Below are 15,494 nucleotides of genomic sequence, written 5' to 3'. Positions count from 1 at the left end.
TCAGACAGAGCCGCCCGGTTCTCTGCGGTCGCCAGTCCCTCGGTCTCGAACCGGCCCATCTGCGACGTGGATGCGGCATGCGCATCGACGGCACGGCCACCGACAACCTGGCGCATCACGGGATCGAGCGCGAGACGGTCGGCGTCATTGACGTCCCCGTATCCTGCCAACCGGCCGTAGACCGATTGCCGAAACAGCCCGTCGAGCCGGTGGATCGTGTTCTTGCCACGGCGATTATCGCACAGGGCAGCAGACGCCAGATTGGACAGACCGAGCGCGTCATCAAGCTCGCGCATCACCAGAAGGCCGCCATCCGAACTGAGCTGAGCGCCCCGGAATTCCAGCCGCACGCGAGGGTCAAAATCCACACGATCTGCCCGCTGCAAGCCCGCACCCTCTGGGTGATCCATGAAACACATCCTCCGCAGCAACCAACGCCATGATATATATAGAAAATATCACGTTCAAGACAGCGAAATCAGAGAGCTACTTGGGGAATGCGGGTTTGGATATGATGCGATTTGCGAGTCCGTGCTGGGCGAAGGTCACTTTCTGGGTGGCGCCCAGACGATCGCCGCAATGGAACGTGACTACGTCTACCCGGACATCGCCGACCGTGACACGCCTCGCACATGGCAAGAAAACGGCGCGCAGGATGCGTGGCATCGCGCCGGGCAAAAGGTCGATCAGATCCTGTCCACGCATCACCCGCAATATCTGAATTCCGAGCAAGATGACCGGATCCGCGCGGCGTTCGATATCCGTTTTCCTTAACCTTGGCGCGCGCGCGAAGTCCGTCTATCGATAGGGACGCTATTGCAGGAACCGAGCATGACCACCAAAGACACGTCAGCAATGATTGCTGGGATGACGCCGGAACTTCAGCCTGGCATATGGGTGTTTTGTTCGACGCAAGATCCCTCGACAGTCAGCGCCACAACGCCGGATGCTCTTGCCATAATTCGTGAAAGCGAAGGGATCACGCTGATCCTTCGTGAAAACATCGCGAAAAAATATGGCTTTGATACGTCACTGGGTTTGAGGCAAATCACCCTGTCCGTGTTTTCCGATCTGGAAGGCGTCGGTTTGACCGCTGCAGTTGCAAGAACTTTGACCGATGCGAACATTCCCTGCAACGTAATCGCCGCCTTCCATCACGATCATATCTTGGTCCCGGCAAAACAAGCGGATCAAGCTATGGCAGCGTTGCTTGCTTTGCAGCATTCGGAACGCGGCCAATAGGCGGGTGTCTTGAGCCACGTAAAAAAATGCCAAATTTCTTCCCACTAACGAATCGTTCAGCAGTCACATGCTTTTCAAACAAGGCGACCGAGCAGACGGGGCTTGGGAACAAAGGGCAACGCCCGACTGAAAAACGAACGTGGTTGAATGGTGGCGTGGGGGAGACTTGAACTCCCGACCTATCGATTATGAGTCGATCGCTCTAACCAACTGAGCTACCGCGCCATGGAGGCGTGACCTATGCCAGCCCTCCGCAGTCGTCAAGGCCGAAATCCGGCTTAACCACCCCGCACCGTCTCGATCATCAATGTGACATTTTCCGGGTCCGCATCCGGCGTGATCCCGTGACCGAGGTTGAAGATATGCGGCCCGTTCGAAAACGCTTTGACGATGGCGCGCGTCTCATCGACCAAATCCTGTCCGCCGGTCACCATATGACGCGATGCAAGGTTGCCTTGGACGCAGCCATCTTTTTGAACATTGGCCGCAGCCCAGTCCGGCGACACCGAATTATCCAACGCAACGCAATCCACGCCCGTGGCCGCGTGGAACCCGATATAGCCATCGCCCGCTTCGCGCGGAAAGCCGATAACAGGGATATGCGGATATTTCGCCTTCAAAGCGGCGGTGATTTCGGCGCAGGGTGCCACTGCGTATTTCTGGAACGCCTCTCCCTTCAACGATCCGGCCCAACTGTCGAAAATCTTGACGACCTCAGCGCCGGCCTCGATCTGCATCGATAAATATTCGATCGTAGCGGCTGTGATTCGCGCCAACAGCGCCTCGAACAAAGGCGTATTCCCCATCCGCAGCGCATGGGCGGGCCCCTGGTCCGGCGTTCCCTGCCCGGCAATCATGTAGGTGGCCACCGTCCACGGCGCACCGGCAAATCCGATCAACGTCGTTTCGGCGGGCAATTCACGGCGCAGGATTCGCACGGTCTCGTAAATGGGGTTCAGTGTATCGTGAATGGCATCCACGGGCTTCAGCACATCAAAATCAGTTTGCGACGTGATCGTCGACAGCCGTGGGCCTTCCCCGGTTACAAACCACAAATCCGCGCCCAAAGCCTGCGGCACAAGCAAAATGTCGGCGAACAGGATCGCCGCATCGAATCCATAGCGCCGAATAGGCTGCAATGTGACCTCTGCGGCCAGTTCCGGATTATAGCACAGCGATAGAAAATCGCCCGCTTGCGCCCGTGTCGCCTTGTACTCCGGTAAATACCGTCCGGCCTGACGCATCATCCAGATTGGGGGTGTCGGAAGGGTCTCCCCTGCCAAGGACCGCAAAATTGTCTTCGTCTGAACCGCATCTTTCATCGCGCATTGCCTTTGTGTGGTCGTTTACAGTTGTCAGGATAAGTTGACACACCTAAAAGATAAACCCATGACAGTGCGACTTCCAAATTCTGCTGCGCCGCTGAAAATCGGCACGCGCGGTTCGCCCCTGGCCATGGCCCAGGCATACGAAACCCGTGCCCGTTTGGCACAAGCCTTTGATCTGCCGCACGAGGCCTTCGAGATCATAGTGATCAAGGTCACGGGTGATGCGATTCAAGACAGGCCGCTCAAGGAAATTGGCGGAAAGGGCCTGTTTACCCGCGAAATCGAAGAAGACCTGCTGTCCGGTAAAATCGACATCGCGGTGCACTCGATGAAGGATATGCCGACACTTCAGCCAGCTGGACTGATTCTCGACACGTACCTGCCGCGTGAAGATGTGCGCGACGCTTTTGTCTCGCCCAAACTGAGCCATATCGCTGATCTGGCGCCAGGTGCTGTTGTCGGTACATCGTCGCTGCGCCGCAAGGCGCAACTGATGCACAAGCGGCCGGACCTGACGGTGGTTGAATTCCGCGGCAATGTGCAAACCCGCTTGCAAAAACTGGCGGATGGGGTCGCAGAATGCACGTTTCTTGCCTGCGCGGGCCTGAACCGCCTCTCGATGGACGAAGTGCCCGCAACGCCGGTTGAACCGGGCGATATGCTGCCCGCCGTGGCGCAAGGGGCGATCGGCATTGAGCGACGCCTCGATGATCGCAACACCGCAGATCTGCTGGCCGCGATCCACCACACGGCCACCGGCCAAAGGCTCGCCGCCGAACGGCAGTTCCTGCTCACGCTGGACGGATCCTGCGAAACGCCGATTGCCGGTCTTGCGACACTGGACGGCGAAACGCTGCATCTGACGGGCGAAGTCCTGCGCCCGGACGGGTCGGACGCGCTGTCTGCAACCCGCTCCGGCACCATAGCAGACGGGGTACATATGGGCACTGATCTGGCGAACGAATTGCTGAAACGTGCGGGTCCCAGTTTCTTCGACTGGCACTGATCGACTTTTCTCTTGGTGAGAAATATCCTGTGGAAGGCGCGGAGCGACGGGGGCCAAGCCCCCTATGATGCCCGCGCGCTCCGACAACGTGAGTACAGTGTTGGTGCTGCACAGTGGAGTGTGATCGCAGCCGCCATCGGGACATTCGCGCTCCGGCCCCGTGCTTTGACGGTCTTACTTATCATCTGCTGAAGACGTCACGGCAGCTGAGCCTAACGCTCTTGATGCACTCGAAACCGGCCAAGGTGATGCGGAGGAAACCTTCTAATCCAACACAATCTACACCGCATTTCCCGTTTTCTTCAGCTTCGTCCTTGTCATCAGCCTGATCGGGAAGTGGTGGCGGGACATCGCATTTTGGATCCTGGCCTAACTGATATGGTTCCAGGATGTTCTCAGGATCCGAAACATTGCAGAACATGGCGCAACAGAGATGTCCCAAGATCCGTTGCGGAACGTCCATACGACACGGGCAGGGCCGCTCGCCCGCACATTTGCAGCGCCCTATTGGTTGAAATATCACGTCAAACATCACATGATCACGCTTGTACCCTGCTGGCGCCCACCATTGCTGCACAAACTTTTCATCCAAAAGGGGCTCGGCGATCAGATGAATATCGCACCGCACTACAGGGCCGCTCTGGCGCAAGCCGGATGGCGATAGCCCGACCGCTTACATCAGACGATCACACAGCGGCGCTGGCGCTCTATCGCACATTGGCCAAGGATCAGGCGATCGACCCAGACCCAAAGCACTTCGCGACACTGATCGCGCATCCCGGTACCACGATTTACGGTACAGAAGACCACGGCACACTCCACGCGATGGCCACGCTGCATCTTCTTCCAAACATCACACAAGGCGGACGGCCTTACGGGTTGATCGAAAACGTCGTCGCCCATCCCAATGCGCGCGGCCAAGGCCATGGGCGCATGGCAATGCAGGCGGCCATTGATGCGGCTTGGGACTCAGACGCCTACAAGATCATGCTGCTCTCAGGCCAGAACACAGGGGCTCTTGGATTTTATGAAAAACTTGGCTTCACCGCAGATCAGAAACACGGGCTGCAGTTGCGACGCGTCCCGCCACGGTGTCCTTGAATGGGTCGGCGGGTGGGCGCATTTCGGGCCAGAGGCCCGAAACAGACCAGCCGGCGACTACACCCATTTGGCCAGAGGCGGCAGGCTCATCAAAACAGCGTTGGCGTCATGGCCCGTTTCCAGACCAAATTTGGTACCGCGGTCATACACAAGGTTGTACTCGGCATAGAGACCCCGATGCACCAATTGCGCATCCTTGTCCGCTTCCGACCAATCCTGGACCCGGCGCTTTTCGATCAGGGGCACAAAGGCCGGCAGAAACGCCCGACCGATATCCTGCGTCAGCGCAAAATCCGTTTCCCAGTCACCCGTGTTGTGATCATCCATAAAAATACCGCCGACACCACGTGCCCGGCCCCGATGCGGAACAAAGAAATACTCATCCGCCCATTCTTTCAGACGCGGGTACAAGCCTTCACCATGAGGATCCAGATGGGTCTTTTGCATAGCGTGAAAGTGCGCCGTGTCCTCGTCATACTCCAAACAGGGGTTCAGGTCGGACCCGCCCCCGAACCACCAGGCATGAGGGGTCCAGAACATGCGCGTGTTCATGTGCACGGCAGGGCAATGCGGATTCTGCATATGGGCGACAAGCGAAATGCCCGAGGCCCAGAACCGCGGATCATCTTTCATTCCCGGAATACCCTTGCGCGCGGCCATCGCCATCTGGGCCCGTTCTCCCAAAGTGCCATAGACCGTCGAAACGTTCACACCGACCTTTTCGAACACACGGCCTCCGCGCATGACACTCATCAACCCGCCGCCTGCGTCTGAACCGTCATCGGACTGGCGCTTGGTGTCGGTGACCTCGAAGGTGCCAGGTGCTGCATCCGACAGAGGACCGCTGTTGTGCGACGCTTCCAACCCCTCGAACGATGCAACGATGTCATCGCGCAGTTTCCGGAACCAGGCGGCGGCCTGAGCTTTTTGAGTGTCGAAGTGTTCTGTCATTAAAACTGTCCTGTTTGGTTGACAGCTTTTTACCCCACTCGAACCCCGCGGGCCAAGAGGGAATCGCACTTAGTGCGCAGGTGCTGCGATCGGATCCAGAAGACTGCGCCCGCCATCTACGGTCAATACATCGCCGGTGACAAAGGCAGAGCCATCAGAGGCCAGGAACTGAACCGCATCGACCAGCTCGTTCGGGCTTGCGATCCGGTGCATGGGCGTGTGATTCTCGATCTCTTCGCGCCATTCCGGGTGATCTCCGATCGAGGATTTCAGCGAAGCAGACATCACAGATCCAAAGGCCACGGCATTGACCCTGATCCGATAGGGCGCCAGGGCCAGTGCCATCGATCGGGTCATTTGTTCCAAGCCCGCTGAGGCGATGGAATAGCCCAGCAATTCGGGCCGGGTCTGGTGCGCTGCGATCGAACTGAGATTAATGATAGAGCCCGCGGGCACATCGTCCGAACGGCTCTCGGATTGCTTGATCATCCGGCGCGACACTTGTTGGCTCAGACGCAAGGCCGTCATCAGGTTCTGCTCCAGCAACTGCTCGACGGACGTATCCTCCGGGTCGAGCGCGTCGGATTCCATCACCTGCCGCGAGGCGTTCACAAGTATATCGATCTCGTCGAAAGCGTCGATCGTGGCGGATATCAGATTCGCAATCGTCAGGCGCTGGCGCAAGTCGCCGGCGAAGTAGCGGATATTACCCTCGTCCGAAACATCGCCCAACTCGTCGATGAGCCGTTTCTCATCCATATCCGCGCACATTACATTTGCTCCGCGATCGGCAAAGGTACGGGCCACAGCGAGGCCGATACCATTTGCAGCACCCGTCACAATCGCCGTTTTGCCCCTGATCGAAAATGCCATTGCCTATCCCCGTGTTCGTTTGGGCCGTTCTGCCCGCACCAGTTTGAACCGCGCATCGCCGTCCAGATCAACCACTTTGGAAAAATGGGCCGTAAGAGTATCTTCGTAAGGCAGATGACGGTTGGCGACCATCCATAGCGCACCATGCGGCTGCAATATGCGCGCAGCCGCCGCGATAAAGGCCCGCCCCAAGGCCGGATCAGCACTGCGCCCGGTATGAAACGGTGGGTTCATCACGACCGCGTCCATCTTTTGAGGCGGTGTCCATTGCGTCGCATCGGCCCAATGGAAAACGGCACGTGGGTCCGTCACGTTATGCCGCGCACATTGCAGTGCCATATCATGCGCCTCGACCAGATGAACCGCCGCAACATCGCGTGTCAGGACATGCGCGGTCAGATATCCCCAACCCGCCCCAAGATCTGCAACCGTTCCGACCATTGCCTCCGGCAACGCATTCGCCAACAGGGCAGAAGCCGGATCGACCCCGTCCGCCGAAAACACGCCCGGTGCCGTCCAGAAGCCACCCGCGTGCAGTTCAGGCCCCAACGCCCAGTCGGAGAAGTCCGCACCCGCCTCACACCAGTACACTTTACCATGGGATTTGGAGATCGGCCCACCCACATCAACACGTTTACGCAAAGCCTTCAGCATCGAATCGGCGCCATCGGTCTTCTGACCATCAACGATGATCATCCCGTCCGTCCGTGCCATCGCGACGGCAAAGAGCGCCTGCGCCTCGGCCCGTGCGCGCGTCAGGCAAACCACAGAGGCCGCAAACCGGGTATCCTTCGGAACCTCAGCTGCCACCTCAAATCCACGTGCTTCAAAATGCTCGCAAACCGTCGCCAAGGGCGAGATGACCCGCACCCGGGACTTCGGCAATGTGGAGAGATCAGCATCCACAGCAGGATGCATCACCGCAATGATACCGTCGCCCAAACGCTCAACCGCCTCAAGCGCCAAGGGCAACCGATCGCCGATCACTTATTCTTCTTTTTCCATGGTGCATTGCAGCGGATGCTGGTGGCGCCGCGCATAATCCATAACCTGGGCCACCTTCGTTTCCGCGATCTCGTGGGAGAACACGCCCACAACGGCCAGACCCTTTTTGTGAACCGTCAGCATGATCTCGAAGGCTTGCGCGTGGTTGAGACCAAAAAAACGCTCCAGGACATGCACGACGAATTCCATCGGCGTATAGTCGTCGTTCAGAAGCAATACCTTGTAAAGGGGAGGCCGCTTGGTCTTGGGTTTGACGTCGGTGACGACGACGGTATCCCCATCATCATTTTCAGGCCCGGCCATCATATGCACATGTTGATGCATCTGCGTCCTCATCAAACGTATGATCCTGTGTTTGTCATTGACCATCCTATATAACGTTCAGACCTGTTTAGAAAAGAGGGTCGCTTCGGAATGTCACAAACGCTAAGCGCAATCGGGTTCGATGCCGACGATACACTGTGGCATAACGAGCGGTTTTTCAAACTGACGCAAGAGCGGTTTGCCAACCTCTTGGCACCGCACACCGATCATGATGATATCGACGACCGACTGATGCAAGCCGAACGGCGCAACATCGGCCACTATGGGTTTGGGATAAAGGGCTTCGTTCTGTCGATGATCGAAACGGCTCTGGACGTGACGGACAGGCAAGTGCCCGGTGACGTGATCGCCGCATTGATTGAGGCCGGTCAGGATATGCTGCAACATCCGATCGATCTCTTGCCCCATGCCGACGCGGCCGTCCGTGCCGCCAAGGCCCGCGCGCCTGTGGTGCTGATCACCAAGGGCGATCTGCTGGATCAGGAACGCAAACTGGCCCAATCCGGGTTGGGCGAGTTGTTCCACGGGGTCGAAATCGTATCGGACAAGCAGCCGCATGTTTACGCCCGCATATTCAGTTTGTTCGGCGGGGTTGAAAACGGCATGATGATCGGCAATTCGATGAAATCCGACGTGCGCCCGATGATCGATGCCGGTGGCTTTGGAGTTTATGTCCCGCACGACCTCGCTTGGGGTCTGGAAGCTGCGGACCCACCGCATGGTCATCCCCGATTTCGCGAACTGCCAGATCTCGGCGCCTTGCCAGACTATCTGGCGCAGGAATTTGGATAGGCCGTACAAAAACCAAGGCAGTATTCCCACTGCACGACGCAGGCTTCGATGCACGCAATGGGCGCGTTTATCCCGCTGAGAGCCTTCAGTACTGATAGGTTCAGTCAGCCATCCAGATACCGTCCGACGCACACCGGACTCAAACCCGTATTGAACAGTCCATCACAGCGTTGACCTCTGCGCTTCGTTTCTTTTCACTCAACATGGAAAATTCGGGGATGACATGTGTGACTGCGATACATCAGGCCGATTTGCCACATTCCTGCCACATTCGCCGGTATAGTCATCATTCTGTTTGCTGCCGCTACATGTTGTCTTTCGCAAGCGCGAAAAAAGCAAAAAATGAACGACATCAAATCTTTATCGAAAATGCATCCTATGCTAGACTCAACTTCATAAAAATGAGGCCAGTCGAATAATCGGCGGTCAGAGGCAGACATAGGCAGGTTTATCGTGAAGGTTCGACGCGCTCAGTCGGCCCGACTAGGGCTTTTGATTTTAACAGCATTTTGGATGTTGGTTGTTTTACCGGCATCGGTTCTCGCGGCGCCCTACGCGGCGTTTGTGATGGATGCCCGCACCGGAGAAGTGCTGCATTCCCGCAATGCGGACACCCGGCTTCACCCCGCATCGCTTACCAAGATGATGACACTCTATGTCGTCTTTCAGGCGGTCGAGCAGGGCGAAATCTCTCTTGATACCAACGTCAAGATCTCTCGAAAGGCTGCTGCCGAACCGCCCTCGAAACTGGGGTTGAAGTCCGGGCAGCGGATCAAGCTGCGCTATCTAATCCGCGCATCCGCCGTGAAATCCGCAAATGATGCGGCGACCGCATTGGCCGAAGCCATTTCAGGCTCCGAAGCTGCATTTGCCCGCCGGATGAACCGCACTGCCAAATCGTTGGGGATGACGCGCACAACGTTCAAGAACGCGCATGGTCTGACCGAAACAGGTCATATGTCCACGGCGCGCGACATGTCGATTCTGGGTCGGCACATGATCTATGACTATCCGCAGTATTATAACCTGTTCTCGCGCAGATCGACGAATGCGGGTATCCGTGAAGTCGCGAACACCAATCGCCGCTTGCTTGCATCCTACAAGGGCGCTGATGGGATCAAAACCGGCTATACACGGGCAGCAGGGTCAAACCTCGTGGCCTCGGCCGAACGTGGCAATGAACGCATCATTGCCACCATGTTTGGCGGCTCATCCTCCGCCGCGCGCAACGCCAGAGTGGCCGAATTGCTCGACATGGGATTCCGCCGGGCGCCCAGTCGCGCCAAATTGCACAAACCGGAAAAACCCACCTATCAGCCCGACAGTGACCTTGTGGCAGGCAATTCCGATGCGCCCGCCGGTGCTGGAAAAACCATCCGGTTGAGCGGTGCGGTTCAAACCTCATACCGCCCCAAGCTGCGTCCAGTTACCGCCGAAAGCGCACCCGTCGTGGTGGCCGAGGCCCAAACGGAACCAACGGTATTGCCGACTGACATCCAGACCGCACTGGAAGCCGCACAAACACCTTCCAACGTTCCCGAAATACTCGCGACGGCACGACCCGCTGCGCGCCCGGATGATGTTGTGCTGGCCACTGCCGAACCCGAGGTCGTCACGCGCCTGTCCACCTCAGGTGGCCGTCATTGGGGTGTGAACATCGGGCGGTATCCAAGCCGCTACCAAGCCGAGAAGGTGCTTTTGCAAACCGCGCTCACAGAAATGTCGTCTCTGGATGGCAGCTTGCGCAAGGTGGTCCGGCGTCCGCAAGGGTTTGATGCCAACTTCATGGGCATGACGCGCGATTCCGCAGATCTGGCCTGTCGGCGTCTGGCATCGCGAAATGTGACCTGTTTCATGATTGGCCCGTCCTGAGGCCAGGGCTTTTTGGTCCGGGTCAATTGACCTCGGCGCTCCTCAGCCTTCAGGGCTTGGGCGCGTCATCCCAGCGTTCATCCAGTATCCGGCGGGCATCGCCCTCCGGATCCTCGTATTGACGGCTGCGCAGCGCATAGATGAAGCCGACCAGCCCCAAGCCACCCAAGATCAGTGATACCGGTATCAGATAAGCCAGCACGTTCATCCGCGCGTTCCCCGCAATGCATTCAGCGATACCGTAATGGACGACGATGACATCGCCAATGCGGCAATCAGCGGCGTCGCCAATCCGATCACCGCCAAAGGCACGGCGATAATGTTGTAGATCGTGGCGATCTTGAAGTTTTCCGAAATCCGACGCCGGGACGCGCGGGCGCAAAGTACCGCCTGCGGCAGCACCTCAAGGCTTTGCCCCAGCAGCACCATGTCCGACGCCACGCGCGCGGCGTCCAGCGCAGAGGCAGGCGACAATGACACGTCCGCCGCAGCAAGCGCGCCGGTGTCGTTCAACCCGTCGCCCACCATCAGGATCGTGCGACCTTCGTTGCGCAACTGCGTGATGTGATCGACCTTGTCTTCGGGCAGGCAATTGGCGCGGGCGATATCGATACCCGCGGCGTGAGCGACTTCGTCTACGGCTGCGGTTCTGTCTCCAGACAGGATTTCAACGCGCATCCCGGCGGCTTTCAACGCATCGATTGCTTCAACCGCGCCTGCGCGCAGCCTGTCGGTAAATGTGATGGCGACCGGCGCTCCGTCGCCCGCGTCCAGCCATGTCATCAGGCCGCCAGCGTCATCCTGCGGCCCTGCCCATCCGGTCCGTCCGATCCGTACCGTCCGTCCTTGCCAACGTCCTTCGGTGCCAAAACCGGGCACTTCACGCAGATCCGTGAGGTCGGCCCTGTTTCCAGACTTGCGCGCAATCGCCTTCGACAGCGGATGTGTCGACGCGTCCGCCAGCGCCAAGGCGACGGACTGCACTTGCGAGCCAAGCGTGTCCCAGTTGACCACCTCGGGCGCGCCTTCGGTCAAAGTACCTGTTTTGTCGAAGACAACTGTATCCACCATCGCCAATCGCTCCAGCGCATTGGCATTTTTGATCAACACACCCTTGCGGAACAAGGCCCCCGACGCGGCGGTGGTCACCGCAGGCACGGCCAGACCCAAGGCGCAAGGGCAGGTGATGATCAGGACAGCCGCCGCGATATTGAGGGCGACACGCACATCACCTGACCACAACAACCAACCGACAAAGGCCAGTGCCGCCAGTATGTGAACCCCCGGTGCATAAAGCGCGGCCGCACGGTCGGCCAATGGCGTGTAATTTGCGCGCCCCGCTTCGGCGACCGCCACAAGATCGGCCAGCCGGTGCAAGGACGTTTCGCGCCCCACGGCTGTTGCCCGAATCGTGAGTGGGCCGCTGATCACCACAGCACCGGCGGCGATCTCGGCGCCGGGGCCAGCGGCAACGGGAATGGTCTCCCCGGTGAGGAAAGACCGGTCAATCTCGGCATGGCCTTCGGATACGATTCCGTCAACAGGCACCCGTCCACCAGCGCGCACCAACACCAGATCACTAACGCTCAGTTCTGCCACGGGGCCCTCCACCGGGACGCCCCCGATGATCCGGGTCGCACGCGGGACCTCCAGCGCGGTGAGCTCTTCAGCGGCTGATCGGGCGGCCGCCCGGGTCCGAAACTCAAGATACCGGCCCGCCAGCAGGAAAAAGCACAGAGTCAGCGCCGCGTCGAAATAGGCATGATGGCCCGAAAGCGCCGTTTCCCAAAGTGAAGTGGCGAGCGCCAGGATGATGGCCAGCGCAATCGGCACATCCATCGAGAGGCGGCGTGCAGACAGGGCCCGCCACGCCCCCAGAAAAAATGGTTGCCCCGCAAAGGTCACGGCCGGAAGGGCAATGGCGGCGGAAATCCAGTGGAACATATCACGCGTCGCATCCGTCGCCCCCGACCACACGGCCACGGACAACAACATCACGTTCATAGCGGCGAAGCCTGCAACGGCCAGCCGCATCAACAACGCCTGACCCGCACGCGCGGTCTCTGTCCCGCGCAGTACCGTTGGATCCAGCGGGCGCGCCAAAACACCCGCATCGGCCAGCGTCTCGATCAAGGCATTTTCATCGACGTTCCCGACCGGGGTGACGTAGGCGCGTTTGAGCGTCAGGTTGACACGGGCGGCAGCGACATCATCGCGTGCAAGCAAGGCCTGCTCCGCATTGCGGATGCAGATCTGGCAATGAATCTCCGGCAATGACAGCAAAATGTCGTTTGGCGCGGCCTCCGGCAGATCTGTATCCATGGGCACCGCAATGCATCCGGGACAGGCCATCGGCCGGGGACGGGGATCAGGCAGTGCGGTCATCAGATTCAGCCGGCGACGCGCAATGGAATACGTTGCGCGAACAAGGTGCCGTCCGCGGAGCGCGCCGACAGGCGGATTTGCCAGTACCCTTCGACCAACGGTGTCGTCGCGGTATAGGCAACGCCATCAAAGATGAAATCCGGCGTAACGTCATCTGCGACGTGTGTCGCCCGACCGACGCGCGCATCAAGATCCGCCGGGCGCACAGGTGCACCGCTACGATCGGTGATTTGCAAGCGCAGCTGATCCCCTGAATGCGAGGCCACCACGGTCCAGCCCAATGCCTTTTGCGCCGTGCGGTTGGCGTCAAAGTGCTGACTGGCCACATAGGAATTCTTGACCACAAGACCCGGGAACGTCTTCACCGCGTTGAATGCCAGGGTGAGGTTGACGGCAATGATGACCCCAAAGCCGGTACAGAACATGGCAACCACGTGCCATCCCTTTAATTCGCGTGTCATTGTCTGGCCTTTCCATTGAATGTGGTGTCTCGGTAGGCGCGATCACCGCCGCCCAGGCTCTCCACCCAGATACGGACTTCGGTTCTTGCGGCTTCTGCCGGTTCCGATCCCGAAGGGGCCACCAGGTAGACACGCTGCAGGAACGTAGCATCAGGGGCGACGTCAACGGATTGATAGGGCGAGCCTTCCAGTTGCAGCCGGATCGAGGGGTGTCCCTTGACCGACAGGCGGATGGTTTGCTGATCCGCCGTCTTGTTGCGCAAGCGGACGTCATACGTGTTGCGCACAGACCCGTCGGACAAGGTCACGAAGATCGGATTGCGCACAGGGGCCACCGTCAGCTCCAGATCCGACCGAATAAAGAGCGCAAACATCAGCGCAAACCCGACGCCGGCCCACAAAGCTGTGTAAATCATCGTGCGGGGACGCAGGATATGCTTGATGATGGGTTTGGGGGGATTTCCCGCCCGTTCGGCGGCCTCATCCGTCAGAGCCATGTAGTCGATCAGCCCGCGCGGCTTGCCGATCTTGGCCATGATATCGTCACAGGCGTCGATGCATAGCGCACAGGTGATGCACTCCAATTGCTGCCCGTCCCGGATGTCGATACCTGCCGGGCACACGTTCACGCAAGCCATACAGTCGATGCAATCGCCTTGGGTTTCACCCTCGGGTACCGCGTGCTTGCGCGGCTCTCCACGCCAGGGACGATAGGCGACGGTCAGGGTATCTTCGTCCATCATCGCAGCCTGGATCCGTGGCCACGGGCAGGCATAGTTGCAGATTTGTTCGCGGGCAAAGCCGCCGAAAACAAAGGTTGTCGCCGTGAGTACCGCCATGGTGGTGTAGGCGACAGGGCTGGCGTTCAGGGTCACCAGATCGCGGGCCAGTGTCGGAGCATCCGCAAAATAGAATACCCAGGCGCCACCGGTCGCAAGGGCAATCATCAGCCACAACGCCCACTTGGTCAGGTTCAGCCGCGCCTTGCGCAAGTCCCATTTCTTCTGCCGGTGCAGACGCAGACGCGCATTGCGGTCGCCCTCCACCCAGCGCTCCACCGCGATGAACAGATCCGTCCAGACCGTTTGCGGGCAGGTGTAGCCGCACCAGACACGCCCGAGTGCTGAGGTAAACAAAAACAGCCCCAAACCGGCCATGATCAGCAGGCCCGCAACGAAATAGAATTCATGCGGCCAGATTTCGATCCAAAAAAAGTAGAACCGGCGCCCCGCAAGGTCCAGCAACACCGCCTGATCCGGCAGTGCATCACCCCGATCCCAGCGGATCCATGGTAAGAGATAGTAGATACCCAATGTGACAAACAGGATGAACCATTTCAGGTTGCGAAACCGGCCATACACACGTTTTGGAAAGATGGGTTCGCGCGCAGCGTACAGGCTGGGCGCAGGAGAATTATCGGACACTTAATGACCTCGTCAGGTTCAGTTTGGTCCTTTGTGACGATAATGAGGGTAGCGCACCTTGACTCAGGTCAAGTCATGCGAAGCTTTCTTTCTCGGTTTCACAAAAGGATGCAGCGGTGAGCGCTGAAATCCCGGACGTGCGCCCGTGGCCATTCGGTGATTTCACTGGTGCCGATCTCATCCAGCCAAGAAAGGTGGCTCAGTGGCTTCGGCATGCAGGTATCCTGACCTGTGATCCAAGAGGAAGAGGCCATCACACCCATCCCCGTCGGGATGAGCAAGCTGTCTTGGCCTTCGGACCATCCGCCTTGGCCCGAGCAAACGGCCAGATCGACATCGCCGGGCTTTCGCGGCACCGGCTCGGCAGTGTGGTTCAAGGGGATGTTTCTGTCGGGCTGCAACGCTTGAAATACTACAAGAGGTGGCATCAGCCATGCAACGGCCAAGCTCGACATCGGAGTGATATGCAAATTGTCGCGACCTCAGCCCCGGTCACAAGGGTTACGGCGATAGGAAGCGGCCCTGCTGAAGCTTTGGGCTTTGGAATCGCATCTCTGGCTGGTTCATCGTCGCCGATATGGCTGGATGAGACTCACAAGAACGGTGACAGCGTGGAGAAAACGCTATTGGCACTGGCCGCAACCCGAAACACCTAGGCAGCGGACTCATAAAACTCGATCCACAGCCTGACGGATGCCAGTTTGATCATCGACAGGAAATTGCGTGATGT

Annotated in this window: 17 protein-coding genes and 1 tRNA gene; 6 read left to right on the top strand and 12 right to left on the bottom strand. The window is 58.8% G+C overall.

Features of this window, described 5'->3' with window-relative positions; genetic code table 11:
* On the bottom strand, positions 1-410 hold a 410-nt coding region (locus tag LC354_RS21450; RefSeq protein WP_223421634.1), incomplete at its 3' end, for a transposase.
* Here LC354_RS21450 and LC354_RS21445 point away from each other — a divergent pair.
* Together LC354_RS21445 and LC354_RS21440 are read left to right on the top strand one after the other, a co-directional pair.
* Positions 409-774: a trimethylamine methyltransferase family protein gene (locus LC354_RS21445; RefSeq protein ID WP_223427731.1), complete on the top strand. Its 366-nt coding sequence runs from the start codon at positions 409-411 to the stop codon at positions 772-774. The two genes, LC354_RS21450 and LC354_RS21445, sit on opposite strands and share 2 nt — an antisense overlap.
* A gap of 57 nt (positions 775-831) precedes the next feature.
* Positions 832-1,242 carry an ACT domain-containing protein gene (locus LC354_RS21440; RefSeq protein ID WP_223427730.1) on the top strand — a complete coding sequence of 137 codons (411 nt, stop codon included), beginning with the start codon at positions 832-834 and terminating at the stop codon, positions 1,240-1,242.
* A 148-nt stretch (positions 1,243-1,390) separates the two neighbouring features.
* On the opposite strand, the gene LC354_RS21435 is transcribed toward LC354_RS21440, so the two are convergent.
* Together LC354_RS21435 and hemE are read right to left on the bottom strand one after the other, a co-directional pair.
* Positions 1,391-1,467: transfer RNA gene (locus LC354_RS21435), tRNA-Met, on the bottom strand.
* 53 nt (positions 1,468-1,520) lie between these two features.
* Positions 1,521-2,564, bottom strand: coding sequence for a uroporphyrinogen decarboxylase (hemE, locus tag LC354_RS21430; protein ID WP_223427728.1), 1,044 nt, complete (start codon positions 2,562-2,564; stop codon positions 1,521-1,523).
* 67 nt (positions 2,565-2,631) lie between these two features.
* Between hemE and hemC the strand changes: the two genes are divergently transcribed.
* Both hemC and LC354_RS21420 read left to right on the top strand, forming a co-directional pair.
* Complete coding sequence (hemC, locus tag LC354_RS21425; protein WP_223427727.1) at positions 2,632-3,576, top strand: hydroxymethylbilane synthase; 945 nt, start codon at positions 2,632-2,634, stop codon at positions 3,574-3,576.
* A gap of 654 nt (positions 3,577-4,230) precedes the next feature.
* Positions 4,231-4,677, top strand: coding sequence for a GNAT family N-acetyltransferase (locus LC354_RS21420; RefSeq protein WP_223427725.1), 447 nt, complete (start codon positions 4,231-4,233; stop codon positions 4,675-4,677).
* Positions 4,678-4,734: 57 nt separating this feature from the next.
* On the opposite strand, the gene hemF is transcribed toward LC354_RS21420, so the two are convergent.
* The 4 genes from hemF to clpS form a co-directional block, all read right to left on the bottom strand.
* Complete coding sequence (gene hemF, locus LC354_RS21415; RefSeq protein WP_223427724.1) at positions 4,735-5,628, bottom strand: oxygen-dependent coproporphyrinogen oxidase; 894 nt, start codon at positions 5,626-5,628, stop codon at positions 4,735-4,737.
* 69 nt (positions 5,629-5,697) lie between these two features.
* A complete protein-coding gene (locus tag LC354_RS21410; protein ID WP_223427722.1) occupies positions 5,698-6,501 on the bottom strand; it encodes an SDR family NAD(P)-dependent oxidoreductase in 804 nt (267 codons plus the stop codon).
* A 3-nt stretch (positions 6,502-6,504) separates the two neighbouring features.
* Positions 6,505-7,488 carry a class I SAM-dependent methyltransferase gene (locus LC354_RS21405; RefSeq protein WP_223427717.1) on the bottom strand — a complete coding sequence of 328 codons (984 nt, stop codon included), beginning with the start codon at positions 7,486-7,488 and terminating at the stop codon, positions 6,505-6,507.
* Positions 7,489-7,830 carry an ATP-dependent Clp protease adapter ClpS gene (clpS, locus tag LC354_RS21400; RefSeq protein ID WP_223427706.1) on the bottom strand — a complete coding sequence of 114 codons (342 nt, stop codon included), beginning with the start codon at positions 7,828-7,830 and terminating at the stop codon, positions 7,489-7,491.
* 90 nt (positions 7,831-7,920) lie between these two features.
* On the opposite strand from clpS, the gene LC354_RS21395 reads away from it, so the two are divergent.
* Both LC354_RS21395 and LC354_RS21390 read left to right on the top strand, forming a co-directional pair.
* The gene (locus tag LC354_RS21395) at positions 7,921-8,622 is read left to right on the top strand and encodes an HAD family hydrolase (protein ID WP_223427705.1); all 702 of its coding nucleotides are present in this window, start codon (positions 7,921-7,923) and stop codon (positions 8,620-8,622) included.
* 453 nt (positions 8,623-9,075) lie between these two features.
* Complete coding sequence (locus LC354_RS21390; RefSeq protein WP_399204080.1) at positions 9,076-10,494, top strand: D-alanyl-D-alanine carboxypeptidase family protein; 1,419 nt, start codon at positions 9,076-9,078, stop codon at positions 10,492-10,494.
* 49 nt (positions 10,495-10,543) lie between these two features.
* On the opposite strand, the gene ccoS is transcribed toward LC354_RS21390, so the two are convergent.
* The 5 genes from ccoS to LC354_RS21365 all read right to left on the bottom strand — a co-directional run bounded on the left by ccoS (position 10,544) and on the right by LC354_RS21365 (position 15,141).
* The gene (gene ccoS / locus LC354_RS21385; RefSeq protein WP_223427702.1) at positions 10,544-10,702 is read right to left on the bottom strand and encodes a cbb3-type cytochrome oxidase assembly protein CcoS; all 159 of its coding nucleotides are present in this window, start codon (positions 10,700-10,702) and stop codon (positions 10,544-10,546) included.
* Positions 10,699-12,879, bottom strand: a complete 2,181-nt coding sequence (locus tag LC354_RS21380; protein WP_223427697.1) for a heavy metal translocating P-type ATPase — start codon at positions 12,877-12,879, stop codon at positions 10,699-10,701. The genes ccoS and LC354_RS21380 overlap by 4 nt, the downstream gene beginning before the upstream one ends.
* Positions 12,880-12,884: 5 nt before the next feature.
* On the bottom strand, positions 12,885-13,340 hold the full coding sequence (locus tag LC354_RS21375; RefSeq protein WP_223427696.1) for a FixH family protein: 456 nt from the start codon (positions 13,338-13,340) through the stop codon (positions 12,885-12,887).
* Positions 13,337-14,764 (bottom strand): cytochrome c oxidase accessory protein CcoG, encoded by a 1,428-nt coding sequence (gene ccoG / locus LC354_RS21370; RefSeq protein ID WP_223427695.1) that lies wholly within the window; start codon positions 14,762-14,764, stop codon positions 13,337-13,339. Before ccoG ends, LC354_RS21375 begins: the two co-directional genes overlap by 4 nt.
* Before the next feature lie 98 nt (positions 14,765-14,862).
* Positions 14,863-15,141 carry a type 2 periplasmic-binding domain-containing protein gene (locus tag LC354_RS21365; RefSeq protein ID WP_223427693.1) on the bottom strand — a complete coding sequence of 93 codons (279 nt, stop codon included), beginning with the start codon at positions 15,139-15,141 and terminating at the stop codon, positions 14,863-14,865.
* Positions 15,142-15,494 lie beyond the last annotated feature (353 nt).

The organism is Tateyamaria pelophila, from assembly GCF_019966495.1.
Classification (GTDB): domain Bacteria; phylum Pseudomonadota; class Alphaproteobacteria; order Rhodobacterales; family Rhodobacteraceae; genus Tateyamaria; species Tateyamaria pelophila.
This window is presented reverse-complemented; position numbering and strand designations above follow the sequence as displayed.

Excerpts from the sequence above, each read along its gene's own strand:
- LC354_RS21395 (WP_223427705.1), top strand. The coding sequence starts at position 7,921 with ATGTCACAAACGCTAAGCGCAATCGGGTTCGATGCCGACGATACACTG.
- hemE (WP_223427728.1), bottom strand. The coding sequence starts at position 2,564 with ATGAAAGATGCGGTTCAGACGAAGACAATTTTGCGGTCCTTGGCAGGG.
- hemF (WP_223427724.1), bottom strand. The coding sequence starts at position 5,628 with ATGACAGAACACTTCGACACTCAAAAAGCTCAGGCCGCCGCCTGGTTC.
- LC354_RS21410 (WP_223427722.1), bottom strand. The coding sequence starts at position 6,501 with ATGGCATTTTCGATCAGGGGCAAAACGGCGATTGTGACGGGTGCTGCA.
- LC354_RS21445 (WP_223427731.1), top strand. The coding sequence starts at position 409 with ATGAAACACATCCTCCGCAGCAACCAACGCCATGATATATATAGAAAA.
- LC354_RS21380 (WP_223427697.1), bottom strand. The coding sequence starts at position 12,879 with ATGACCGCACTGCCTGATCCCCGTCCCCGGCCGATGGCCTGTCCCGGA.
- LC354_RS21375 (WP_223427696.1), bottom strand. The coding sequence starts at position 13,340 with ATGACACGCGAATTAAAGGGATGGCACGTGGTTGCCATGTTCTGTACC.
- hemC (WP_223427727.1), top strand. The coding sequence starts at position 2,632 with ATGACAGTGCGACTTCCAAATTCTGCTGCGCCGCTGAAAATCGGCACG.
- LC354_RS21440 (WP_223427730.1), top strand. The coding sequence starts at position 832 with ATGACCACCAAAGACACGTCAGCAATGATTGCTGGGATGACGCCGGAA.
- clpS (WP_223427706.1), bottom strand. The coding sequence starts at position 7,830 with ATGCATCAACATGTGCATATGATGGCCGGGCCTGAAAATGATGATGGG.
- ccoS (WP_223427702.1), bottom strand. The coding sequence starts at position 10,702 with ATGAACGTGCTGGCTTATCTGATACCGGTATCACTGATCTTGGGTGGC.
- LC354_RS21420 (WP_223427725.1), top strand. The coding sequence starts at position 4,231 with ATGGCGATAGCCCGACCGCTTACATCAGACGATCACACAGCGGCGCTG.